General features: G+C 53.3%; 15 protein-coding genes and 1 riboswitch. Of the genes, 10 read left to right on the forward strand and 5 right to left on the reverse strand.

Annotation, left to right across the window (positions count from 1 at the left end; translation table 11 throughout):
* Positions 1-8: 8 nt before the first annotated feature.
* Positions 9-1,469, reverse strand: coding sequence for a M28 family metallopeptidase (locus Q4E93_RS30665; RefSeq protein ID WP_303591761.1), 1,461 nt, complete (start codon positions 1,467-1,469; stop codon positions 9-11).
* 45 nt (positions 1,470-1,514) lie between these two features.
* Between Q4E93_RS30665 and Q4E93_RS30670 the strand changes: the two genes are divergently transcribed.
* The gene (locus tag Q4E93_RS30670) at positions 1,515-3,146 is read left to right on the forward strand and encodes a DUF8728 domain-containing protein (RefSeq protein WP_303591762.1); all 1,632 of its coding nucleotides are present in this window, start codon (positions 1,515-1,517) and stop codon (positions 3,144-3,146) included.
* Here Q4E93_RS30670 and Q4E93_RS30675 read toward each other — a convergent pair.
* Entirely contained in the window at positions 3,127-4,494 is a 1,368-nt protein-coding gene (locus tag Q4E93_RS30675) for a YeiH family protein (protein ID WP_303591763.1), read from the reverse strand. The two genes, Q4E93_RS30670 and Q4E93_RS30675, sit on opposite strands and share 20 nt — an antisense overlap.
* Positions 4,495-4,619: 125 nt before the next feature.
* Here Q4E93_RS30675 and Q4E93_RS30680 point away from each other — a divergent pair, with 125 nt between their 5' ends.
* Positions 4,620-6,227 (forward strand): S53 family peptidase, encoded by a 1,608-nt coding sequence (locus tag Q4E93_RS30680; protein ID WP_303591764.1) that lies wholly within the window; start codon positions 4,620-4,622, stop codon positions 6,225-6,227.
* Between the two features lie 21 nt (positions 6,228-6,248).
* On the opposite strand, the gene Q4E93_RS30685 is transcribed toward Q4E93_RS30680, so the two are convergent.
* Positions 6,249-7,961 carry a glycoside hydrolase family 13 protein gene (locus Q4E93_RS30685; RefSeq protein ID WP_303591765.1) on the reverse strand — a complete coding sequence of 571 codons (1,713 nt, stop codon included), beginning with the start codon at positions 7,959-7,961 and terminating at the stop codon, positions 6,249-6,251.
* A gap of 177 nt (positions 7,962-8,138) precedes the next feature.
* Between Q4E93_RS30685 and Q4E93_RS30690 the strand changes: the two genes are divergently transcribed.
* From Q4E93_RS30690 to Q4E93_RS30710, 5 genes are read left to right on the forward strand one after another with little or no spacing between them, the layout of a single operon-like run.
* Positions 8,139-9,719 carry a flavin monoamine oxidase family protein gene (locus tag Q4E93_RS30690; RefSeq protein WP_303591766.1) on the forward strand — a complete coding sequence of 527 codons (1,581 nt, stop codon included), beginning with the start codon at positions 8,139-8,141 and terminating at the stop codon, positions 9,717-9,719.
* A gap of 29 nt (positions 9,720-9,748) precedes the next feature.
* Positions 9,749-10,957 carry a pyridoxal phosphate-dependent aminotransferase gene (locus Q4E93_RS30695; RefSeq protein ID WP_303591767.1) on the forward strand — a complete coding sequence of 403 codons (1,209 nt, stop codon included), beginning with the start codon at positions 9,749-9,751 and terminating at the stop codon, positions 10,955-10,957.
* Between the two features lie 9 nt (positions 10,958-10,966).
* Positions 10,967-11,953 (forward strand): Hint domain-containing protein, encoded by a 987-nt coding sequence (locus tag Q4E93_RS30700; protein ID WP_303591768.1) that lies wholly within the window; start codon positions 10,967-10,969, stop codon positions 11,951-11,953.
* A gap of 34 nt (positions 11,954-11,987) precedes the next feature.
* Positions 11,988-13,022 carry a glutamate 5-kinase gene (gene proB / locus Q4E93_RS30705; RefSeq protein WP_303591769.1) on the forward strand — a complete coding sequence of 345 codons (1,035 nt, stop codon included), beginning with the start codon at positions 11,988-11,990 and terminating at the stop codon, positions 13,020-13,022.
* A 17-nt stretch (positions 13,023-13,039) separates the two neighbouring features.
* The gene (locus tag Q4E93_RS30710) at positions 13,040-14,284 is read left to right on the forward strand and encodes a glutamate-5-semialdehyde dehydrogenase (RefSeq protein ID WP_303591770.1); all 1,245 of its coding nucleotides are present in this window, start codon (positions 13,040-13,042) and stop codon (positions 14,282-14,284) included.
* 68 nt (positions 14,285-14,352) lie between these two features.
* Here Q4E93_RS30710 and Q4E93_RS30715 read toward each other — a convergent pair whose 3' ends face one another.
* Both Q4E93_RS30715 and Q4E93_RS30720 read right to left on the reverse strand, forming a co-directional pair.
* Positions 14,353-17,310: a carbohydrate-binding protein gene (locus tag Q4E93_RS30715; protein ID WP_303591771.1), complete on the reverse strand. Its 2,958-nt coding sequence runs from the start codon at positions 17,308-17,310 to the stop codon at positions 14,353-14,355.
* A gap of 398 nt (positions 17,311-17,708) precedes the next feature.
* Positions 17,709-19,490 (reverse strand): hypothetical protein, encoded by a 1,782-nt coding sequence (locus Q4E93_RS30720; protein ID WP_303591772.1) that lies wholly within the window; start codon positions 19,488-19,490, stop codon positions 17,709-17,711.
* Between the two features lie 189 nt (positions 19,491-19,679).
* Here Q4E93_RS30720 and Q4E93_RS30725 point away from each other — a divergent pair, with 189 nt between their 5' ends.
* The 3 genes from Q4E93_RS30725 (at position 19,680) to thiS (ending at position 22,998) form a co-directional block, all read left to right on the forward strand.
* Complete coding sequence (locus Q4E93_RS30725; RefSeq protein ID WP_303591773.1) at positions 19,680-21,263, forward strand: alpha-N-arabinofuranosidase; 1,584 nt, start codon at positions 19,680-19,682, stop codon at positions 21,261-21,263.
* 9 nt (positions 21,264-21,272) lie between these two features.
* Positions 21,273-22,622 carry a glycoside hydrolase family 27 protein gene (locus Q4E93_RS30730; RefSeq protein WP_303591774.1) on the forward strand — a complete coding sequence of 450 codons (1,350 nt, stop codon included), beginning with the start codon at positions 21,273-21,275 and terminating at the stop codon, positions 22,620-22,622.
* Between the two features lie 19 nt (positions 22,623-22,641).
* Positions 22,642-22,737, forward strand: a riboswitch (TPP riboswitch).
* A gap of 54 nt (positions 22,738-22,791) precedes the next feature.
* Positions 22,792-22,998: a sulfur carrier protein ThiS gene (gene thiS / locus Q4E93_RS30735; RefSeq protein ID WP_303591775.1), complete on the forward strand. Its 207-nt coding sequence runs from the start codon at positions 22,792-22,794 to the stop codon at positions 22,996-22,998.
* The last annotated feature ends 6 nt before the right edge of the window (positions 22,999-23,004 follow it).

Below are 23,004 nucleotides of genomic sequence, written 5' to 3' on the forward strand. Positions count from 1 at the left end.
TGAAATAATTACCGCTCCAGCCTGAAGCCCGGATCTACCGCCGGCCGGGCATCCGTATTGGCTACTGTCCATCCCGTCCTATACATCCATTCTGCGATCCTGGCGACCTTTTTCGTGTCGATGCGGCTGGCTTCGTCACGGGGCGTATGATAGTCCGGGTGTAGCAGCGAAGTAAAGAAAAGCGCGGGGATGCCGGCGCGGGCGTAAGGGAGATGATCGCTGCGGAAATACCAGCCTTCAATATGGGAAGCCTTGTCATAAGTGGTGTCGAGGAGAAAGCGGGGCCCTTGCTGGTTGGCCGAAAGCGCCATTTTGACCAGGTCGGTGGAATTACGGTGTGGGGGGACTACGCCCAGCAAGGCGGCGCTGTCCCCCGTGTTGCGACCGATCATATCGCCGTTGAGCACGGCAGTGATGGCAGATGCGGGTACAGTAGGATGTGCGGCATACCACCGGGAGCCCAATAGTCCTCTTTCTTCGGCCCCATGCCAAACGAAGAGGGCGGACCTTCGGCCGGGCGCCTTATTAAAGGCCCGGGCGATCGCCAGCAATGCCACGCTGACGCTGGCGTTGTCATCCGCCCCATTGTAAATGGAGTCTGTGCCGGGGAAGGGGTGGATGCCGTCATGGTCCTGGTGACCGCTGAAAAGGACATATTCTTTGGAAAGGGAGGGATCTGTGCCGGGTATCATGCCTATCACATTGACGGAGGGGTATTCGAATTGTTGGACGTAGAGGGAGGCATGCAGGGAGAGGCCCGGCTGCCGTATCCAATCCAGTGCATCATGATGGAGCCATAATATGGGGGATCTGGGAGGAATATGTTCGTTCGGACCTCCGGGGATATCGTAGCTTCCCCGGCTGAAATAAGAGTTGTTAAGCGCCCAGCCGCCTTCGGCCAGGGAGTCGGCAATAAAGATCACGGCAGCCGCGCCCCGCGAGATCAGGGAGGTGGCATAACGGCGGGCCATCAATGCAGGATATCTCCGTATGGATAAGGAAACATTGAGATCGAGGCCTTGCGGGGATGCTGCCAGGACCACTGCTTTTCCACTGACATCCGCCCGGGCGGTGTCTTCTTTCCGGAGGAAAAGGAGCGGGGCATCCAGGGAAGCAGGGGCGGTGACTGGCAGCAATACATCCTGGCCTATGGACAGCGCGTGATCTCCGATGGTGATGCGGCTGGCAGGCGAAATACGATTTCTTGCCATCGAAAAGAACTGGAAATAAGTGCCGTCATCCCCGGCCGGCTTCAGTCCGGCGGCCTTTGCCTGGTCTGCCAGCCACATGGATACTTTCAGCTCGTCCAGGGTTCCGGCTTCCCTTCCTCTGAAATGGTCATCCGCCATATTGAACAGGTCTTTCCGGACGTCCTGTTCCCGGATGGAGGACAGGCCTGGCTGGGCATGGGCAAGGGCGCAGGTTATAAGCAGACAGAACAGGGGGGCGATGTAAATATGGTCTCTCATGTAATTGTTTGGTAGTAATATACGTTTAAAGCTTTATTTTGTAATATGAAGTTAAGCGCACCGTTACTGACCCGACGGCCATTCCTAGTTTTACCCTTAGCCCTGGCCGTCCTGTTCGTACTTACTGCCTATATTGTTTACATGGTCAGCCGCCGCACAGGCGGCTCCTTTATGTATCCCCTGGATGATCCGTTCATTCATATGATCGTCGCCAAAATGCTGGCTTTTCAGGGGACCTGGGGCATTTCGCCCCATGAGTTTGAATCGGCGTCTTCTTCGGTGCTGTATACACTGATCCTGGCGGCATTATTCAAGGTGTTCTCCGTCAATATATTTATCCCGCTGATCGTTAATATCGTTGCCGGGACGGTCCTGGTGGTGGTGGTCCAGCGCTGGCTGCTGAAGCAGGGCGTAGGGGCCGGGGCACAGCTGCTGACCTTGCTGGGAGTCATTATCCTGGTGCCTTTGCCCGTCCTGATCATCAGCGGCATGGAGCATACGCTGCAATGTCTTTTTTCCTTTCTTTTTATTTTTGGATTTGCGGATTGGATGGCCGGACCGGGCGGCGGTGCAGGAGGAAAAGTGCCCTGGCAGACCTATCTATGGGGATTTTTAGCCTGTGCTATCCGGTATGAGGGGCTATTCCTTGTGGCGATGGTGTGTCTTATCCTATTATATAAACGAAGGATCGGGCCGGCTTTTTTACTGGGCGCCGTGTCCTTTTTGCCTTTGCTCCTATTTGGTCTTTATTCCCTTTCGAAGGGAAGCTATTTTCTCCCCAATTCGGTGCTCATGAAGTCGGATGGAATACAAATGTCCCTTTCCGGCGTTGCCCGTTTTTTTGGCCGGATCCTTTTCAAAAAGCTAAGCCTTGCCGGCACGATGACGAATGTGGCGGTGCACCATCTGCTGCTAATATTACCATTGACGTGGCTGCTGTTGAGCCGGCAGATCAGGCAATCGATGAATTATGGCTACCTGCTGCTGATCATTACGACCGCTCTTTTTTTACAGGTGTGCCTGGCGGCGGTGGGCTGGTTTTACCGGTATGAAGCCTATCTCATTTTATGTTCGCTGGTGTTATTGTCCGTGCTGCTGTATAAATATATGGCGGAGATCAGGCTGCGGCTGAAGGAATACCCTTTGTCGCTGTGGGTGGTCATTTTCGTCTTGCTGATCCCTTTCTTCCTGCGAAGCGGCGAGGCGTTCTATACGGCACCCCGGGCCTGTCACAATATTTATGAGCAGCAATATCAAATGGCGCAATTTCTCGGTAAATATTACAATAATGCGGTGGCGGTGGCCAATGACATCGGCGCCGTGTCATATTTCAAGAAGGAAAAGAATGTGGACCTGTATGGGCTGGCCAATATCCAGGTGACCCGGAGCAAGCGGAACAACTATTATACACCGCAGTTCCTGGACAGCCTTTGTAAAGGGGAGCATGCACAGGTCGCCGTGATTTACGACAGCTGGTTCTCCAACGAGCTGTTGTCCAAATGGAATAAAGTAGCCACGTGGTCTATCCCTGATAATATTATTTGCGGCGACAGCGTGGTGTCATTCTATTCGATCGACAAAGGTGGGGCGCCGGGGTTGAAGAGATCGCTCCAGGCTTATCAGCCTGCGTTGCCGGCGGGAGTGACGGTGAAATATTTTACTTCAGGTCAGGAATAGGCAGGAACCTGCCGTCGAATAAGATATAGGCCCAAAGGAGGGTCCAGACAATGTTGAACAGCTGGGCTCCTATGAATGCCAGTGCCGGCCGCCCACCATTCAATTTAACGAGATCGGTAAAACGGGCTTCCAGGCCGATGGAAACGAAGGCAAGGGAGAACCAGATGGTGCGCAGCGCATTCAGGATGCCCCCTACCTGTTTTGTTGCCGGGGCTGGAATGAAGAATGAGAATAAGATAGAGACTACGATAAAACCCAGGACGAACTTGGGGAAGCGTTCCCAGATGACCTTGCCGCTGGGGCGTTCGACTTCTGTGGCGTCGCCGGCAATATTTGCGGCCTTCTTTTTAAAAGTCCACCAAATGGCCAACATGAGGGCTGCCACGCCGATGAGCACATTCTGGGAGAATTTTACGATGACGCCCGCCTTTAGCGCTGCGGGCCCCACGAGCTGAGCGGCGGCCGTCACGGAAGCTGTTGTATCCAGGGTGCCTCCCAGCCAGGCTCCGCCTACGATCTCGGGGATATGGAAGAACCGGATGATCCAGGGCTGCAATACCAGCATTGGCAAGGCAACGATCAATACCAGTGTGGTGACATAGGAGAGCTTTTGTTTGTCGCCCTTGATGGCTCCGCTGGCTGCGATGGCGGCGGACACGCCGCAAATGGAAACGGCAGAGGCGAGGATCACGCCAAATTCATCATCTACTTTTAATTTACGGGCGATCCACAGGGCGGCGAACCAGACAACGCTGACGACGATGACGGATTGGAGAAGGCCGGGCAATCCCGCCTTGATAATATCTGTGAATAGTACGCTGGAGCCGAGGATCACCAGGCCTGTTTTGATATAAAATTCCGAGCGGGCCGCTTCCCGCAGCCATTCCGGCAGAACGGACAGGTTACTGATGAGCAGGCCGATGACGAGACCAAATATGACATATTCCAGACCGATATAGCTGATGGTGCTGTTGCCCGCGATGATCAGGGAGAGGATGCCGAAGCAGTAAATGACGATGAATCCCGCGACAAAGCGGCGGGGTGTGCCGCCCAGGAAGAAAACTGCAGCAATGGCAAGGAGGAAAAGTATTAGCCCGATGGCTGCCAGGAGAAGCAGATTGGAGGGGGCCAGCACTTTGGAGAAAAGGTCGCTGCTATTGGCCCACTGATAGACAGGCGCCTGGAATTTGAGACCAGGATTAAGACCGGCTACCATCAATATGGCGAGGATGACGGCTCCTCCTATGATGAAGGCGACCCAATCTTCGCTGAGCAGTGTTTTGAAAGTAATTCCCGGCGCAAGTTTTTCAGGGAGGGTTGCGGAGGTTGTGTTGGAGGGTTGAGCCATAATGGGTGGTGACTTTTTGTAAAGTCGTATATGTACGCAAAATGTTAGTCTATAAATTTTATAGGCTATAAACTCGTAAATTGAGTATCCTCCCTGGCCGTTGTCATCTTATAAAAAATTATTACATGAAAAAGCTATCCCATGTGGTGTTGCCAGGCAGCGCCCGTCAGGTGAGGCCGGGGGCCAAGGTCCTTGGATCGGCAGGGCCGGAAGAATGGATCGAGATCACTTTAAAGCTGCGGCGTAAGAAGGCATTACCGGAGCCTTCCGGTCGACCTGGGAAGGTCTTTTCCCGGGCGGAGCTGGAGGCGGAATATGGGGCATCCGCGGAAGATGTGGAAAAAGTGAGGACTGTTCTTGCCGGACAGGGGCTTACCATCCTGAGCGAGGATCTTGCAAGCGCCAGTGTCAAGGCGGGCGGGCCTGCCGACGTTGTGGAGGAGGTGTTTGGACTGAAGTTGTTGCATTATATGTCTGAGGGGGAGCGTTACCGTGGCCGTCGCGGGAACCTGCATGTCCCGGCGGAGCTGGATAGTATTGTCGTGGGCGTTTTTGGACTGGATACCCGCCGGATGGTGAAGAAGAGGCCTCGCCGGAAGCGGCCCCGGTCGTTAGAGCTTGCGGGGAGGAGGGCAGCTGCACGGAGCTGGTTTTTTCCGGCAGAGCTGGCGACCATTTACAGTTTTCCGGCCGGTGACGGGAAGGGGCAGACAGTGGGGTTATTGGAATTCGGGGGCGGCTATTTCGAGGAGGACCTTGTTACTTTTTGTAAGAATGCCAATATTCCGTCGTTGCCTGTTGTCAGGACCGTCAGTGTCAATGGGACGCCGATCGACCAGCGGGATGGGGCGGAAGGAGAGGTCATGCTGGATGTGGAGGTGGTAGGGGGTATTTGTCCCGCGGCTACTATCGTAGTATATTTTTCCACTTTTGACGAGAATGGATGGATCAGTGCGTTGGATACGGCGGTCCATGGAGAGCATCCTCTGTCGGTGATCTCGATCAGCTGGGGATATGCGGAGGATGCGCAGGGCGCGTGGTCGGAGGGGGCTATCGATGCCATCAATGATACGTTGAAGGCGGCGGCGTTGCTGGGCGTCACCGTATGTGTGGCGGCCGGGGATGATGGGTCGGATGACCAGGTGGGGGATGGACATGCGCATGTCGATTTTCCCTCATCCAGTCCTTATGTGCTGGCAGTAGGCGGGACCACGCTTAGGAAAAGCAAAAACGGCGAGGTGAATGAGGTGGCATGGAAAGATGGGGATGGTCTAAGGCAGGATAATGGGGGGAGTACGGGAGGAGGGGTGAGCGTTCATTTTGCCAGGCCTGACTGGCAAAATGTGGAAATCAACTCAGTGAATCCGGGAGCTATCGATGGGCGGGTGATCCCGGATGTGGCGGCTGATGCCAGCGCAAACACGGGGTATTGGACAGTGGTGGATGGGCAGGGAGGGGCCAGCGGAGGGACGAGCGCTTCGGCGCCTTTGTGGGCGGCGCTGGTGGCGAGGATCAATGAGAACCTGGGTGGGAGTAAGCAAGTGGGGTATTTGACGCCGTTGCTTTATCAGCAGGGAGGATTGGGCGCGAGTGGGTGCAGGGATATTACAAGCGGGAACAATATTACGGCCTCCATCGGCGGGTATACGGCGGGGAAGGGTTATGACGCGGTGACGGGATGGGGCGTGCCGGACGGGGGGAAGCTGCTGGAGGGGCTAAAGGGGTTGGGGTAGATCGATGGACCGGCGGATTCGTTATGGAAGTTCATAGATGGCTGCTTCATAAGGACGCAGTGTCGAAGTATGAATAGATGTGGGGTAGTTACACAGCAGCAGTTTTGCTTTATTCAGGTGAATGCCTGTATTTGGGATCGCGGGCTTGTTGGTGAAATTCAAGAGGACCAATATTTTCTTGTTGTCCAATGTTCTGGTGTAGGCATACGCGTTAGGATTGCGCCTGTCGAGCAGGGTGTATTTACCGAAGACCAGGATTGGATTGTCTTTTCGCAGGCTGACCAGCCGTCTGAAATAATTCAGGCAGCTGTTGGGGTCATTTTCCTGGGCTGCGGCATTGATGGTTATATAGTTTGGATTGACCTTGATCCAGGGTGTGCCGGAGGTGAAGCCTGCCTGAGGGGTGGCGTCCCATTGAAATGGCGTACGGCCATTGTCCCTTGCACCAAAGCGTGCGCTCTTCATAAATTCTTTTACGTCTTTGCCGGAGTTATGTAGGTGTCGGTACTCGTTGAGGGTGGCTACATCTTTGTAATCTTCGATCTTGTCAAGGCCTGCGTTGGTCATACCCAGTTCGTCGCCGTAGTAGTAATAGGGTGTGCCGCGCATGGTCATGATAAAGGTGGAAAGCATTTTGGAGGACAGTTGCCTGAAGGCGGGATGGTCATTGCCAAACCTGCTCACCATGCGGGCCTGATCGTGATTGGCGAGAAAGACGGATAGCCAGCCATTTTCTTCGAAGGCGCTGTCCCACCGGCTGAACACTTCTTTAAAATGCAGCAGGCTGTATCCATTCAGCTTAGGGATGTCCACGCCGTCAAAAGGATAGGCCATGTTCAGCTCCATTCTATCTGCATCAACCAGGTTGTGGGCGTCTTCAAAAGAGTTGCCTGCGCCTTCGGCCACGCTCATGACGTCGTATTTACGCAGCACATCCCTGTTCATTTCCTGCAGATAGCCGTGAAGGTTGCCCTGCATGGCATAAAATAAGGTGAAATTCTTTTCAAAGCCTTTGGGGAAAGCGGGGAAGGTGGTGTCTTTTGCTGCGAACTGGAAGGCGTCCAGTCTGAACCCATCGATGCCTTTGTCTGCCCAGAAACGCATGATGTCGTACACTTCTTTGCGGAGCTGCGGGTTCTCCCAGTTGAGGTCGGGTTGTTTGCGGGAAAAATAATGCAGGTAATAAGCGTTAGTCAGGGAATCATACATCCAGGCGTCGTGGTTGATGTCGAAGAGACTGTACCTGTAAGGGGGCCGGCCGTTCTCCGCGTTCCACCAATGATAATAATTCCGATAGGGGTTGTTCCTTGCACTGCGGCTTTGCCTGAACCATACGTGCTCGTCGCTGCTGTGATTGACGACGAGGTCCATGACCAATTTGATGCCTCTGGTGTGGAGGCCCTTCAACAGCGCGTCGAAATCCTCCATCGAGCCAAAGTCTTTCATGATGTTGCGGTAGTCGCTGACGTCATAGCCGTTGTCGTCGTTGGGGGAACTATAGATGGGATTAAGCCAGACAGCGGTGACGCCGAGGCTTTTTATATAGTCAAGCCTGGAGATGATGCCTTTCAGGTCGCCGATGCCATCGCCGTCACTGTCTTTGAAGCTGCGGGGGTAGATCTGGTAGACAATGGCGCTTTTCCACCAGGGGCGGTCAGGCCCCCCTTTTTGGGCGTGGGCGGCCGGGGTCCCGGAGACCAGGAGGGTGAGGATGGCGGCAATACGCAGCAGCATGGGATATATTTCTCAGGGAAAGGTACGGAAAGTAAAATGTATTCTTCCACCGGGACGGCCCTTACATGCGAGCTGGTATTGGTGGCTAATGTCATAAAAAGATTGATTTCCCCGGTCTGAATTCGAGATTTAAGCGTTAAATTTAGATGTATTTGATACATTATAAGGTTTAACCATTTGAGAAAACTAACGCGGAGAGAATTCCTGGCCCGATCAGGGTCGTTGGCGGGCGCTGCTTATCCGGCCATGATGGCTATGGGGTTCTTACCCGGCGCACCGGCTCATCCTTTTTCATTGGAAGGAGACGGACAGGGGAAGCAGGTGGTGATCCTGGGAGCCGGGCTGGCGGGCATGGCTGCAGCTTATGAGCTGGGCAAGCTGGGATATCGCTGCACTATCCTGGAAGCCAGGGAAAGGGCCGGCGGGCGTTGCTGGAGCATCCGCAGAGGATCTGCCAATACCGAGACCGGCCAACCCCTTCAGACGGCGAACTTCGATGAAGGACAATATTTCAACGCCGGACCTTCACGCATCCCTCATCATCATGCTCTTACGCTTCACTATTGTAAAGAACTGGGTATTCCTGTGCAGGTGTACAATAATGTAAATGAGGCTGCTTACTATTTTAGTGAGGGGAAGGGACCTTTATCCAATAAGAAGATACGGATGCGGGAAGTGCACAATGATGTGCGGGGCTGGTTATGTGAGCTGCTGGCCAAGGGGATGGACGGGGGCAGGATAGATGCGCAGATGGGCAAGGAAGATGCGCAAAAGATCATAGAATATTTAAGGGCCGAAGGGGGGCTGGATATCGACAAGCTGTACAAGGCTTCCGCCCGCCGTGGTTATATAGAGCCGCCGGGTGCAGGAGAGAAGGCGGGAAGGATCGCTGACCCGCATGCATTGTCGGACCTGCTTGCGTCGGGGTTGATGGACCCTGATTTTTACAATGTCGCGGAGTATACTTACGAGCTGCAGATGACGCTGTTCCAGGCGGTGGGAGGCATGGACCGGATTGCAGCGGCCTTTGAAAAAAGGCTGGCCGGGCAGATAAGGTTCAATGCCGAGGTGAGGTCCATCCATAATACGGAGCAGGGGGTCAGGGTGGTATACGCGGAGCGTGGGGCCGGGAGGAGCCTGGAGGCCGACTTCTGCATCTGTACGATCCCGCTGCCTGTGCTTAGCAACATCGATCACAATTTTTCTTCCGATGCCAGCCGCGCCATCGATTCCATTGTCTATATGAATACGGGCAAGATCGGGCTGCAGTTCAAGCGCCGGTTCTGGGAGGAGGACGAACATATCTACGGAGGGATCACGCATACCAATAATCAGCTTACCCAGATCTTTTATCCTTCCTATGATTACTTGAGCGGTAAGGGAATCCTGATAGGATATTATAACTTTAATGAGAAGGCGCGGGCTACCGGGGAGCTGACCTATGCGCAGCGGGAGCAGCTGGCACTTGAAAAGGGCAGCCTTATCCATCCTCAATACAGGCAGGAATTCGAAACCTCTTTCTCTGTCAGCTGGCACAAGACGAAATATAGCCTGGGGGGCTGGGCTTTGTATTCAGCGGAGGAAAGGCAATCGCTTTATAAGGCGTTGCTGGTCCCTGATAAGCAGGTGTATTTTGCGGGGGAGCACCTCACGTATCTGAACGCGTGGATGGCGGGAGCGTTGGCGTCGGCCCGTAGTGTGGTGACCGACCTGCATGCCCGGGTTACGGGGCAGACGATGAGCTACCCGAAGCAATGATCATTTAACTACTACCAAAATATACTCTTATGGGCAACAAGATCAGTCGTCGTCAATTACTCAGAACGGGCGCCCTTTTAGCAGGCGGCCTGCCGATTGCCAGCGGTCTTTTGGGAAAGGCGCAGGCGAGCCCTCTTTATCATTCCGAAGGTGGAGAGGTCTTTCCGGAAAGCGGGATGACTGTTGCGGGATCGAAGGTTTGGACGGAGCGTGAAATTGCCTTGAATGCTCCCCCGGAACTAAAGGCCCGATTGTTTGCCAATGAGAATCCTTTCGGACCTTCCGACAAGGCGAAGAAAGCCATTATGGACGCGATGCCGAAAAGCTATCAATATCCTTTTATGTTCCTTCAGAACATATATCAGCAGATAGCGGATCATGAAGGTATCAAGCCGGAGAATATCCTCATGGGTGCGGGGAGCAGTCCTTTGCTGATGGCATCGGCCATTTATTTCAGCAAACCCGGAGGAAATATCATTTCGGGCGATCCATCATACGAGGACCTGCCTTCCAAAGCCGCCCGGTTTAATGAGAAATGGATCAAGGTCCCATTGACAAACGAGTATACACTGGACCTGGATGCCATGGAGAAAGCAATTGACGGCAATACGGGACTGGTGTATATCTGTAATCCGAACAATCCAACGGGTACGGTGGTGGATGCGGAAAAGCTCCGTGCTTTTTGCGAACGTGTTTCGAAAAGGGTGACGGTATTTGTGGATGAGGCGTATATCGACTATATGGAGGACCCTGCAGGTATGACGATGGTGGGAGGTGTGAAGGCGGGTCAAAATATCATCGTGGCCAGGACCTTTAGTAAGCTGCATGGTTTTGCCGGACTGCGGGTAGGTTATATCATGGCGCAGCCGGAGATGGTGAAAAAGCTGGAGAATTATACGGAGGGCCCCATGTCTATTTCCGCCACTTCGCTGCAGGCTGCCATTGTCAGCTACGGCGACAAGGAGTTTTTACAGGAGGCGTTGAAAAAGACCCTGGCGTCAAGGGACTATCTATATGAGGTCCTGAAGAAAGAAGGATATACGTATATCCCGTCCCATACTAATTTTGTGCTCTTCCCTATCAAAATGGACGGAGAACATTTTGTATCGGAGATGATGAAGCGGGGAGTGGGTGTGCGGTCCTGGAAACTGAACAACAGCAACAACTGGTGTCGAGTCAGCATCGGCCGAATGGATGAGATGGAAGCTTTTGCCGCCGCATTTAAGGAATTATCTTAAAACTTTTACATGAAGCATTTATGTATGGTCATCCTGCTGATGACCGGAAATACATTTCTACTTACGGCCCAGGATTCAACGGCGGGGAAGGCGTTGACCATGGCTGAATATGACAAAGCAAAAACGTTCTCACCCGGTGACCTGGACAAGGACAGCTATGTTAAATTCGAGAACACCTATATCCTGGACCGCAATGATTTTGGTAAGCCGTATTTTATTACGGGGGATGATGGATTGAAGAAGCGGATCGATCTGTATAAGCTGATCCGCAAAGAGGGGCGGGCGGAATTGGGTACGGTGATCTTTTATACGACGGAGAGTGGGAAGCGTTATATGGCGTGTTTGCCCGGGTTTAAGGCCGACGGCAAAGTCTGGGAAAAGTATTTCGAGGACATTCACGCCATCGACAAGGAGGAGAAGAATTTTGTCCTGAAGCTATCCTATGTGCTTTCGCGTGAGCTGGGTTTTCAGCTGTACAGGGCGGCAGACGCCGGCGGAGGACAGGGGAGGGAAAGGGAAGCGGGCACTTATGGCAATGATATTTGTTTTCCGGGTGATATGCTGGTGTCCATGGCTGATGGCAGCAAGCGGACGGTCAGGGATGTGAAGGCTGGGGATGCTGTAGTCACTGTCGACCCGGCAACGGGGCAGGCAACTGCGGTCACTGTAAAGGAATTGACCGTGCATGAAGTGAAGAATTATGCCATTACGCGGCTATTGCTGGTGTCGGCCCGCGAGGACGGGCGGATGGTGAGACTTTCATCCAGGATATTGCAGGCCACGCCGAATCATCCTTTGCTGACCCCGCGGGGTGAGAAGAAGATGGGGGAGCTGGAGATGGGGGACAAGGTGTTGTCGCCTGATGGGATCTTCACTGTCTGGAATAAGGAGGAAAGCGCCGGGGGGATGCAGCGGGTGTATAATATAGTGGCTGCGGGAGGGACTACATTTATCATGAATGGGGTGATGGTAATGCAAAAACAGGGGAAGAATTAGATAATATTCAATGGGTAATCCGGTAAATTTGCGGATGCAAAAGCCGGTGTTAGTCATTAAATTGGGTACCGCGGTGATCACGGATGAGAAAGGGATCATCGTACAATCCATCATAAAGAAGGTGGCGGCAGAGGTGGCGTCCTTATCGGGTCAATACCGGATCGTGCTGGTGTCCAGCGGCGCCGTAGGCAGTGGACGTAGCTTTTTTCAGCATTATAAAGGAACGTTGACGGAACGAAAGGCTGCCGCGGCCGTGGGCAATCCTATCCTCATTCGTCATTACCAGAAACACTTTTCCGCGTATGGCATACCGGTGGCGCAGGCCTTATGCGAGCGGCATCATTTCTCCAGCCGACCCCGTTTCCTTCAGCTGAAGGAGACCTTTGAAGAGTTCTGGAAGAATGGCGTCTTACCTATCATGAATGAGAATGACCTGGTGAGCAATGTGGAGCTGAAATTTTCCGACAATGATGAGCTGGCTACGTTGACGGCCATCGGCTTTGATGCCGGGGCGCTGATCATCTGCACTTCCGTGGGAGGCTTTATGGATGCGGACCAACAGATCATTCCCAGGGTGGATAAGGTGGATGGCAGGATCCTCGGCTATGTCCGGACGGACAAGAGCAGTCTGGGGTTGGGGGGAATGTTGTCCAAGCTGACGTTTACCAGGCTGGCCAATTCATTGGGTATTAAGGTAGTGATCTGCGGGCTTGGCGGCAAGGCTCCTTTTACGGATGCCCTGGCAGGCAGGACGGGTACATCCTTCCGGCCACAGGCTTCGAATCTGAAAGCGAGGCAGAAATGGCTGGCCAGCGGTTCGATCACCCTGGGCAGTATTTTCGTGGACAAGGGGGCGGCCAGGGCTTTGTCGCTCCGCAAGAGCCTGCTAAGTGTGGGTATTCGTAAGGTGCAGGGCAAGTTCACACCGGGAGAGGTGGTGCAATTGATAGATGAGGAAGAGAATATCATTGGGGTAGCGAAGGCGAAGATGGGGGCTGAAGAGGTGGCTGCCAACCTCAGCAGGAAGAATGTCGTGGCCGCGCATGCGGATGATATTGTAATTTTTTAGGGGACAATTGAATAAGAATGAGCAAGATCGAAACGCTGATAAAGAAAACTTATGAGGCGGGTGTTTCCCTGCGTGGCGCCGGCGAGCGGCAGATACAGCGTGCGTTGCGGACGCTTGCGGACGACCTGGTGGAGCAGGCTCCTGCCTTACTGAAAGCCAATGCGCAGGACCTGTCCAGGCAGGACCCTGGCGACCCTCGTAATGACCGGCTGATGCTGAATGAGCAGCGGATCCGTGCTATTGCAACCAGTATAAGGAAAGTGAGCCGACTGCCGGATCCTACGGGGCGGCTGCTGGATAAGCGAAAGCTTTCCAATGGGCTGCTGGTGAGAAAGGTCTCAGTGCCGCTGGGGGTGGTAGGGGCGATCTATGAGTCCAGGCCCAATGTTACTTTCGATATAGCTGCGCTGTGTCTCCGCAGTCGCAATGCCTGTCTGCTGAAGGGCAGTCAGGATGCCAGTCAGAGCAATAAAGTGGCCATCGGGCTTATCAAGAAAGCTTTGAAGGCGAATGGGATCGATCCGGATTGTGCCACATTGCTGCCATCGGAGCGGGAAACGGTGCAGGAGCTTTTTACCGCCACCCGGTGGGTGGATGTGCTGATCCCCCGGGGTTCGGATGCACTGATCCGTCACGTCCGGGAGAACAGCCGTGTACCTGTGATCGAGACGGGCGCCGGGGTATGCCATGTTTATGTAGAGAAGGAGGCAGACCTGGATAAGGCGGTGGACATCGTGGTAAATGCCAAGGTGTCGCGACCTTCGGTCTGTAATTCGATGGATAGTTTGCTGGTGGATCGCAAGGTGGCAGCGGTCTTTTTCAGGAAGCTACGGCGTCCTTTGGAAGAATACGGCGTGGAGGTATTTGCAGAACCTGTGGCTTACGGGCTGCTGAAGGGGTATCCTTATTTAAGGCGGGCCCGTAAGGATGATTTTGCGCGGGAGTTCCTGAGTTTGAAGTGTGCTGTCAAGGTGGTGGATGATATCGACGAGGCGCTGGCGCATATCCGGGAATATTCGACGCGTCATTCGGAGGCTATTGTATCCAGGAATAAGCGGCAATGCGAGCGGTTTCTTGCGGAGGTGGATGCTGCGGCTGTTTATACCAATGCTTCTACCCGATTTACGGATGGAGAGGAGCTGGGTTTAGGTGCAGAGATCGGTATTTCCACGCAGAAGCTGCATGCAAGGGGGCCTTTTGCGTTGGAGAAGCTGGTGACGGAGAAGTGGATGATCCGGGGGAATGGGCAGATACGGCTGTAAGCCGGGACTGTTATATAAATAAAAAAGGGGCGTTGCATCATCTGCAACGCCCCTTTTCATTTGGGTCTTTATATTTTAACCATTTTGATCGTACGGGTCCAATTACCTATCTGGATGCGGACAAAGTATACTCCTGCGGCTATGTTGCCGGTGGACAGGTCGATACGATAGTCCTGCAGTGATACATTCACCATGTATGTTTTGACTTCCAGGCCTGATTGGCTGAAGATCCGGATGCTGGCTGAGCCTGTCGGTGCATTTTTCAGCGCGATCGTGAACTGATCTTTCACCGGGTTGGGGAACAGCGTCAATGAAGCGGCGCCTGTTGCATCGGTGGTGGCATCGGCGACAGTCGTAGAACTGAGGCTTGTGGACTGACCTTGTGTAAGCGAAGCGCCTGGTTCGACGGCGGCTGTCGCGCCCTGGGTAAAGCTAATCCAGTTGAGGTTCCAGTATGGGACCGCATTGCAATAGAGCTGTAATGTCTGTTGACCTGCGGGGAGGGTGATGGTAGCGGTGACCGTTTGCCAGGTCTGCCAGCCGCCCGTTGCTGCCGGGGCCATATCAGCCAGCGTAGCGCCGCTGGCGTTCTTCAGCTGGAACTTTGCGCCAGCGTTGATCGTGGCATACCGGAAACCAACTGTGTAGGTGCCGGCGGTTGTCACGTTGACGTCGTATTTCATCCAGGATCCGTTGGTAATATAGTCAACGTTGGTGCCGCCACCTGCGTCCGTAGTAGCCTGGGTTTGCACGCCGTTCATGCTGCTGTAGCTTTCCGCCTGGATGGTACCGGGGATCGTCAGACCACTGCCCACGGATGAGGAGCTCTGGGCCGAGATCTGGAACCAGTTGAGATTCCAGTTATTTCCGGAGGAGTAGATCGTGATGGTCTGGTTGCCGGCCGGCAGGGTGATGGGGACGGAGACCGTGGTATAGGTCTGCCAGCCACCTGTGTTGTTGGTTTTAATGGCTGCCAGTCCTGCTCCGGCGTCATTCTTCACCGAGAAGGCGACTCCGGTGACATTGCTGGCGTATCTGAAGCTGATGTTATAGGTTCCTGCTGCAGGGACGTTGATATTATAGCTCATCCAGTCGCCCGGGTCGATCTGTCCTACGTCTGTGCCGCCGCCGGTGTCTCCGCATGTTTCGGTGACAACGCCGCTCATCTTATAATATGCTTCGCCCTGGATCGTGGCAGGGACGGCTGTGTAGGTCACACTAGACGTACTTGCGTTGACCGTGACGGTGACCGTACTGCTGCCTGTCACACCGCTGTTATTGGTAGCAGTGAGCTTAAAGGTATAGGTACCTGCTATCAGCGAAGAGACGGTGGTGGTGCTGGCGGCAGGGGTTCCGATGGTGGCTGTCGACGGACCGGAGGTCTGCGACCAGGCGTAGCTCTGAATCGTGGTACCTGAGGTGGTCGTTGCGGTGCCAGTCAGGATGGTGCTATTGATCGGCAGGGTGAGCGAGGTTGATGAGCCTGCGGAGACGGAGACCGAGGAAGATGGCCCTGATACGCCGGAGACCGTGATGGTTACGTTGGCGCTTTGGGTGCCTGTATTATTGTCGGTGGTCAACAGATTGAAGACATAGGTTCCCGTGGACAGACCTGTCACTGTGGTCGTGGCAGCGTTGGGGGATGTGATGGTGCCGCCGGTGCCGCTGACCTTGGTCCATTGATAGGAGACGATATCAAAACCTACCTTATTAATACCGTTGGCGGCTGTGGTGGTGCTTTTGATCAGCTGAGGGCCAGTGGCCGAGCCGGTGAGGGTGACGGTGGAAGAGGTGATGGTCTGGTTGGCACCCGCGCTGATCTTGGGGGGTGTCCAGTCATAGGCCTGGGAGGCTGTCGTAAGCGGCGTCACTTTAGTCGGGACCAATACATCCATGGAATTGGGATGGTCTGCCTGCTGGTTGAGGTAGAAACCGTTGCCGCAAACGACGGCCTTGTTACGGCCCCATGCATAAATATTTCCATTGACATCCATAGCATATTTATAGAATACGAACCAGTTGTTGGAGTATAAATGGGACCATTTCACCCCCTTGCCGATCTGTATGGCGGGAGCGGTGACGGGATTTTCGCCGTCGTTGAAAGTCCATCCATAGCCGGGAAAGGTGGGATAGTTGTATTTATTGACCGTCTCTTCACCGTTGCCAACCTCGCCTTGCGCGTTGAAGCCGAAGCCGTACATGTCGCCCTGGGTATCAATGTAGTGGGTGGTGTTCCAGTCCACGTTGATCTCCGTTATGGGATATTTCAGCCCCCAGAGAGAGGAGACATTGGTCGGCTGGCTATAGGTAGGTCCTCCCTTGGCGCCCCAGCTGCCCCAGTTGACGCCCCACACATACGGATATCCGTTGTTGGCGCCTGCGGCGGACTGGATGATACAGCCTGCATAATCGAAGTGGCTGGTCCAGATGTCAATGGCGGGCGCGGGGGTTGTCTTTTTAGCGGGGGTTCTGCTGCCGCCGACGATCCATTCGTAGACGTCACCGGAGGTGGTGAGGGCCACGATACGGGTGTTGCCCAGGGACACCTTTTTATAGGTCATGCCTGCCGGAGAAAGTTTCATGGGGCGCATGTTGGTGACTCCCGCGGAGGAGAACAGATGGTAATCATCGGCGCCGAAGTACCAGATGCTGCCGTCCGTGCGAATGGTGACGATGGTGTTCTTGTAGGCGTAGATGGAAGCGTTCTTGTCGAAGGCGGCGCCGGTGGAATCGGTGTTGTACCGATCTGTCTTTGTGGTGAGGTCTATTCTGTTGGACCACACATAGCCCTGGTCATCGATGCCTTTCCATTCGTTGAAGGCGCCGGAGGCGTCGACGATCGTTCTTCCTGCGGCAATGGGAAAGGGGACCGGCTTTGAAGCGCCACCCATGTAGGCATATACCTGGCCGTCACTGGCCAGGTAGAAGGCATGATATTCCGTGCATATCACCTTTTTCACGGTTAATTGGGCACGGGAAGTAGTAATGGCCAAGAGGGCCATGCACAACGCAAAGAGATTTTTCATCAATTTCAGATTTTAGCATTTAGCAGTCAAGCACCAATGAATAATACATGTTCCGGCTGAGCCGGGCAGCTACGGTAAATTGAGTAGGGGGGACATAGGGTAAGGCGTTGTGGCTGCAATGGGCCAGACATGGATCAGCAAACGGGCCTGTCGGTGCTCATGATATCTGAGGAAAGCGAATCGAAGAAAAATACGGGGATAGTAATAATCAGAGTAAAGTTTTCTTACATAAGTTTTCCGCGACAGATTTTATCAGAGCCTAACGATTAATCGTCTTAACGACCATTAATCGTCCCAACGTAGCTATTTCTGTGCCAAATGGAATTTTTTCTACACAATTTTCTTTGTACGACACTTTTTTGACGTTATGGAGTATAGTGAGAATTTTTTTCCACACATTATAGACCCATTTGCGGCGGGGGAAGGTTGACGGGTATATGTGGTGCACCAGGTTTGTATCTGCGGACGGGGAAGAAAATGTCGAATTTACCTTTATCAAGAGAGGCCAGGAAGTCCTTATTATAGTAGGCAAAGATCCAGAAATCATTTGTTTTCAGGCGGACCAGGGCCGGGAGGTAGGATGCGATGAAGTCCTCGTTGTCGAAGATGCCCTTATAGGCCACGTAGACGAAGAGCCCATTGCGAAAGTATTCCGTATTTTCCGAAAGATTGAACATGCTGGTGTCTTTGATGACCTCGCCTCCGTAGAACGTGCCCACCATATCGGGCCGGAGTTTCCAGAAAGTTTTAATATCAAAGGATGCGTGGTTGCGAAAGCCCTGTTTGATGCGGGTGGCGTGTGCCATTGCGGTGTCATTGAGACCCATCAGGTCGATGGTGGTCCCATTGTAGGCATAGGCGAAGCCGCCGGCCGCCAGTATGCCGACGCTGGGATAATGGGGCGCCCCGGAGAAAGTTGCGTCCTCTGCGGTTGCGATGGTCCTTCCCATCCTGGCATGGTAGAATTCGGGTGATATGCGCACTGCGGCGATCCTGTCAGTGGCGGTGAAGTCATACAGGGTAGATTTAGCGATAAAGAATATGCCAAAGCAGGCTGCCGCTGTAAGCAGGATGCGGTGAATGCGGTTTGAGATGCTGAAATTACCCAGGTGGGCTTTCCAGAATGAGAAATGGAAAGCGGCTGCATAGATAAGAGGAATGATGCACTGGTAAAAGCGGGCGTATTTGAAATGATCGCCGCCCGTCAGAACGGGCAGGCAAATGGCTGGCAGGATGACGGAGAGAAGGACCAACTGGATCTTGTCGCCTGAGGATAAGGGGGCTTTTTTCCGCCATTTGATGAAAATAAGTATTGCGGCGAGGAGGGCTGCCGCGAAGGCAAAGGCCACCTGCGGATATTCGTAAAAAAGCTTATGTAAATAAGCAAGGCCATGCGATATGTTGTCTTTCAGGCTTCCCGAGACCTTTGCATAATAGGTGTTGGGGAAGGGGTAGCCGAAATAGGAGATACGCCACAGCATCAACGAGATGAGGGTGGCTCCGTAGGTAAGCATGGGAAGGAGGATGGCGTAAATGCCCCTTTTAAGACCTTCGGTGATGGAACGTTGGACAAAAAGGATGGTGATGAACAGCAGGCCGAAGGCCATACTTTCCGGTCGGGTGAGGATCATGATGGCCAGCATGGCGCTGAAGGCGAGTGGAAGGGGCCTGGCGCCGGCAAGGTAGTAATTGCACAGATAGAGGGTAGTATTGACGACGAGGAAGAACCATAGGCCTGTCTCCATCAATCCCAGGATATTCCATTCTATAAAGCCCAGGGGAAGCAGCAGCAACGCCATGATCAGGACATCGCTGGTGGTGATCAGCTGTTCCTGCGTACCGTTGCATTTCCTGACGAAGGACAGCAGGCGGTAGACCGTAATAAAGGTGAGGAGGAAGCTTAGCGCCAGCAACAGCCAGACATAGTGTTCTCCGGACACTTTGTAGAACAAGGCGCCGATGAGGGTCCATAGCAGGGAGGTGAAGCCTTCCACTTTTTCACCGCCCAGGTTCCAGACAAACCCGTGGCCCTGAGCGAAATGACGCATATAGACCATATAGATGTTGGCGTCGTCGATGCCATACGCGGGTCGTTCGTATCCTATCCAGTAAACAAGCAGGGCAAACAGCAAGGAAAAAAATACAAAGCAGGGTAGGCTGGTTCTGCCAGTTAAACGCATGGAGGACTGATTTGTAGAAATTATGAAACGTTAGAATATATTGTTCCTCGCTAAAATATATAAAATCCCCTGACCTTCCTAATGTTTTATAAGAAAACCGGTGGATATACGAGGGCCTTCGGAGGGGTAACAATTTTTTTAATTGTCAAAAAAACGTTTATTTTGATATTCACAAAACGATGAATACATATGAAATCGAGCACCCCCAATGGAATGAAGCGAGATTCGATCCGACCATTGAATAGATATTTTAAACGGATTAAGGGATTCCTTCTTTTAGCTGCCCTGCTTGCAACCTGTAGTTTTCTCCATGCCCAGCAACCTGTAAGTATCTCGATCTCGGATACTTCGGGGCCACAGATCAGCCGTAATATCTATGGACATTTCTCTGAGGACCTGGGCCGGTGTATCTATGACGGATTTTGGACGGGGGATCATATACGGATGGATATAGTGGAGGCGCTGAAGAAGATAAAGGTGCCTGTATTGCGTTGGCCAGGAGGGTGTTATGCGGACCAATATCACTGGAGGGATGCCATTGGGCCCAGGGATCAGCGTAAGGCGACGGTGAATACGACGTGGGGGATGGTGACGGAGGACAATAGTTTCGGCACGCATGAGTTCCTGGAGCTTTGCGGGCTGTTGGGCTGCGAGCCTTATATTGCCGGCAATGTAGGCACGGGAACGCCCGAGGAGATGTCCAACTGGCTGGAGTATCTTAACTATGACGGGAAGAGCACGCTGGCGAACCTACGCAGGCAGAATGGCCGGGACAAGCCCTGGAAGGTGTCTTTCTGGGGGGTGGGGAATGAGAGCTGGGGTTGCGGCGGCAGCATGACGCCGGAATTCTATGCCATGCAGTACCGGCGGTATGCGGAGTTCTGCAAGAGCTATCCGGGCGCTCCTTTGAAGCTGATAGCCAGCGGGGCCAACAGTGACGATTACAACTGGACGGAGGCGTTGATGAAGAATATCACCTTGTGGAATACATGGGGCGTCTCTGTACATTACTATACCTTGGCGGGTCCCTGGGAGCATAAAGGTTCCGCTACTCAATTCGGTGAGGACCTTTATTTCAAGGCCATGAAATCCTGCCTGAAAATGGAGGAGATCGTGAATAAGCACGCTGCGATCATGGACAAGTATGACCCTAAGAAAAAGGTCGGGCTGGTGGTGGACGAATGGGGGATCTGGACGGATGCGGAGCCGGGCTCCAATCCTGGGTTCCTGTATCAGCAGAACAGCCTTCGGGACGCCCTGATCGCGGGCACTACGCTCAATATCTTCAACAATCATACGGACCGGGTGAAAATGGCGGCCCTGGCGCAGACTGTAAATGTGCTGCAGGCATTGATCCTTACGGAGAAGGATAAGATGCTGCTGACGCCAACGTATCATGTTTTTGACTTATATAAAGTTCACCAGGACGCTCATTCCCTGGTATTGAAGCTGAACAGCCCGGACTATGCCTATGGAGGAGATAAAATACCCGCCGTCAACGCGTCTGCGTCACGCGATTCGCTGGGGGCCGTCCATATTTCGCTGGTGAACATCGATCCTTCGAAGAAGGTGACGGTGCGGATCGGCTTGCAGGGGCTGCCTTCGAAAAATATCCAGGGGCAGGTGCTGACTTCCGGGAAATTCACCGACGTCAATACTTTTAGCCAGCCGGACAAAGTTCATCTGACCTCTTTTTCCGGAGCAAAGAAGGATGGGGGTGACCTGGTGGTGGAAATGCCGGCCGAATCTATTGTCATGCTGGAACTGAAATAATATAACATTATGCGAAGGGGTTATTTTGTTGTGGCTTTGCTGATGAGCGTGCGTGTTCTTGCACAGCAGCCGGGCGTCGCTTCCAAGCCTCCTATGGGTTGGAATAGCTATAATTGTTATGGTTCGGCCGTGCATGAGGATGAAGTGAAGGCCAATGCTGATTATATGGCGAAGAACCTTCGTTACGGCTGGCAATATGTCGTCGTGGATTTTCTCTGGGCGTATGATAACCCTCCCGGCAGCCTGATCGGCAATCCTTTTCAAAAGCAGTTGCAGGATGGGGCCTATATTCCCTGGCTGGCCATGGATGCCTGGGGCAGGCTAGTGCCTAACACGAATAAGTTCCCTTCCGCCTTTGGCGGCGGAGGCTTCAGGCCTTTGTCCGACTATGTGCATTCTCTGGGTTTGAAATTCGGCATCCATGTGATGAGGGGCATACCGCGGCAGGCCGTCTGGGCGCATAGTCCTGTGTTGGGCGCCGATGGTATCACCGCGGACCGGATCGCGGACACTACGTCCATCTGTCCCTGGATGAACCATATGTATGGTCTCGATATGCGTAAGCGGGGCGCGCAGGAGTATTTGAACTCGCTGTTGAAGCTGTACGCGGAGTGGGGAGTGGACTTTATAAAAGTGGATGATATTGCGCGGCCATACAGCGCTGCGGAGATCGAAGGCTATAAGAAAGCGATCGATGGGTGCGGCAGGCCTATTGTGTTGAGCCTTTCTCCGGGAGAAACGCCGCTGAAAGATTCCACGCACGTGGTGCAGCATGCCAATATGTGGCGGATGGCGGATGATTTCTGGGATAGCTGGAAGGAGATGCTGAAGATGTTTGATTATGCAAAAAGCTGGGAAGGCGTTGGAGGTCCCGGACATTGGCCTGATTGTGATATGATCCAGATAGGGAAGATCTCGAAGCGGGGGCCAGTGGGGCCTGAGCGGTACAGCAGGTTTACGGAGGACGAACTGGTGACCCATATGACCTTTTGGTGTATCTATCGCAGTCCTTTGATGCTGGGGGGAAACCTGCCGGATAACAGGGAATTGGAGAACAAATTATTCTCGAATGAGGAAGTCCTGCGTGTGAACCAGGAGGGCGCTGCTCCCCGGCAATTGTATAAGCAGGATGGAAGCATGGTGTGGGTGTCGGAGGCGGGCGGCGGCGCAAAGTATGTTGCGTTGTTCAATATCAGTGATGCGGAGAAGGAGGTTGCATTGGATCTTGCTTTGCTGGGTATGAAGAAAGTGAAGGTGAGAGACCTGTGGAAGCAGGCGGATGTGGGCGTATTTAAAAAGAAATATTCTGCGACTATTCATGCACACGGAGCAATTTTACTGAAAATAATTGCTATTTAATTTTATTCCCTACCTTTACTGCGGACTTTAGGGGTGCTCGTTCACACGGGCTGAGATAATACCCTCAGAACCTGATCCGGTTAATACCGGCGAAGGGAAAAGACGGACTCTCTCTTTCTGCGCGCAGCAGCACCTCTTATACTTATAATTCTTTTATTGAGATCGATGTATGGTGCAGGTGACCATCAACAGGGAAATTTTTTCACTGCCTGATCCGGGTACATTGGCCGACGTACTGCCTTTGCTGGATATCAGCCGGCCGGATGGGATAGCCATTGCCGTTAATGACAACGTGATCCCCAGGGGGGAATGGAATAGTTATAAGCTGCAGCCTGCGGATAAGGTCTTTGTTATCCGGGCTACGCAGGGAGGGTAAGCAAAC

This window comes from Flavitalea plasmicola (assembly GCF_030546645.1).
In the GTDB taxonomy this organism is placed as follows: Bacteria; Bacteroidota; Bacteroidia; order Chitinophagales; family Chitinophagaceae; genus Puia.

What these genes read in the sequence shown, in the direction of transcription:
- Q4E93_RS30665 (WP_303591761.1), bottom strand. Translation starts at nt 1,469, where the DNA reads ATGAGAGACCATATTTACATCGCCCCCCTGTTCTGTCTGCTTATAACC.
- Q4E93_RS30670 (WP_303591762.1), top strand. Translation starts at nt 1,515, where the DNA reads ATGAAGTTAAGCGCACCGTTACTGACCCGACGGCCATTCCTAGTTTTA.
- Q4E93_RS30675 (WP_303591763.1), bottom strand. Translation starts at nt 4,494, where the DNA reads ATGGCTCAACCCTCCAACACAACCTCCGCAACCCTCCCTGAAAAACTT.
- Q4E93_RS30680 (WP_303591764.1), top strand. Translation starts at nt 4,620, where the DNA reads ATGAAAAAGCTATCCCATGTGGTGTTGCCAGGCAGCGCCCGTCAGGTG.
- Q4E93_RS30685 (WP_303591765.1), bottom strand. Translation starts at nt 7,961, where the DNA reads ATGCTGCTGCGTATTGCCGCCATCCTCACCCTCCTGGTCTCCGGGACC.
- Q4E93_RS30695 (WP_303591767.1), top strand. Translation starts at nt 9,749, where the DNA reads ATGGGCAACAAGATCAGTCGTCGTCAATTACTCAGAACGGGCGCCCTT.
- Q4E93_RS30700 (WP_303591768.1), top strand. Translation starts at nt 10,967, where the DNA reads ATGAAGCATTTATGTATGGTCATCCTGCTGATGACCGGAAATACATTT.
- proB (WP_303591769.1), top strand. Translation starts at nt 11,988, where the DNA reads ATGCAAAAGCCGGTGTTAGTCATTAAATTGGGTACCGCGGTGATCACG.
- Q4E93_RS30710 (WP_303591770.1), top strand. Translation starts at nt 13,040, where the DNA reads ATGAGCAAGATCGAAACGCTGATAAAGAAAACTTATGAGGCGGGTGTT.
- Q4E93_RS30715 (WP_303591771.1), bottom strand. Translation starts at nt 17,310, where the DNA reads ATGAAAAATCTCTTTGCGTTGTGCATGGCCCTCTTGGCCATTACTACT.
- Q4E93_RS30720 (WP_303591772.1), bottom strand. Translation starts at nt 19,490, where the DNA reads ATGCGTTTAACTGGCAGAACCAGCCTACCCTGCTTTGTATTTTTTTCC.
- Q4E93_RS30725 (WP_303591773.1), top strand. Translation starts at nt 19,680, where the DNA reads ATGAAATCGAGCACCCCCAATGGAATGAAGCGAGATTCGATCCGACCA.
- Q4E93_RS30730 (WP_303591774.1), top strand. Translation starts at nt 21,273, where the DNA reads ATGCGAAGGGGTTATTTTGTTGTGGCTTTGCTGATGAGCGTGCGTGTT.
- thiS (WP_303591775.1), top strand. Translation starts at nt 22,792, where the DNA reads ATGGTGCAGGTGACCATCAACAGGGAAATTTTTTCACTGCCTGATCCG.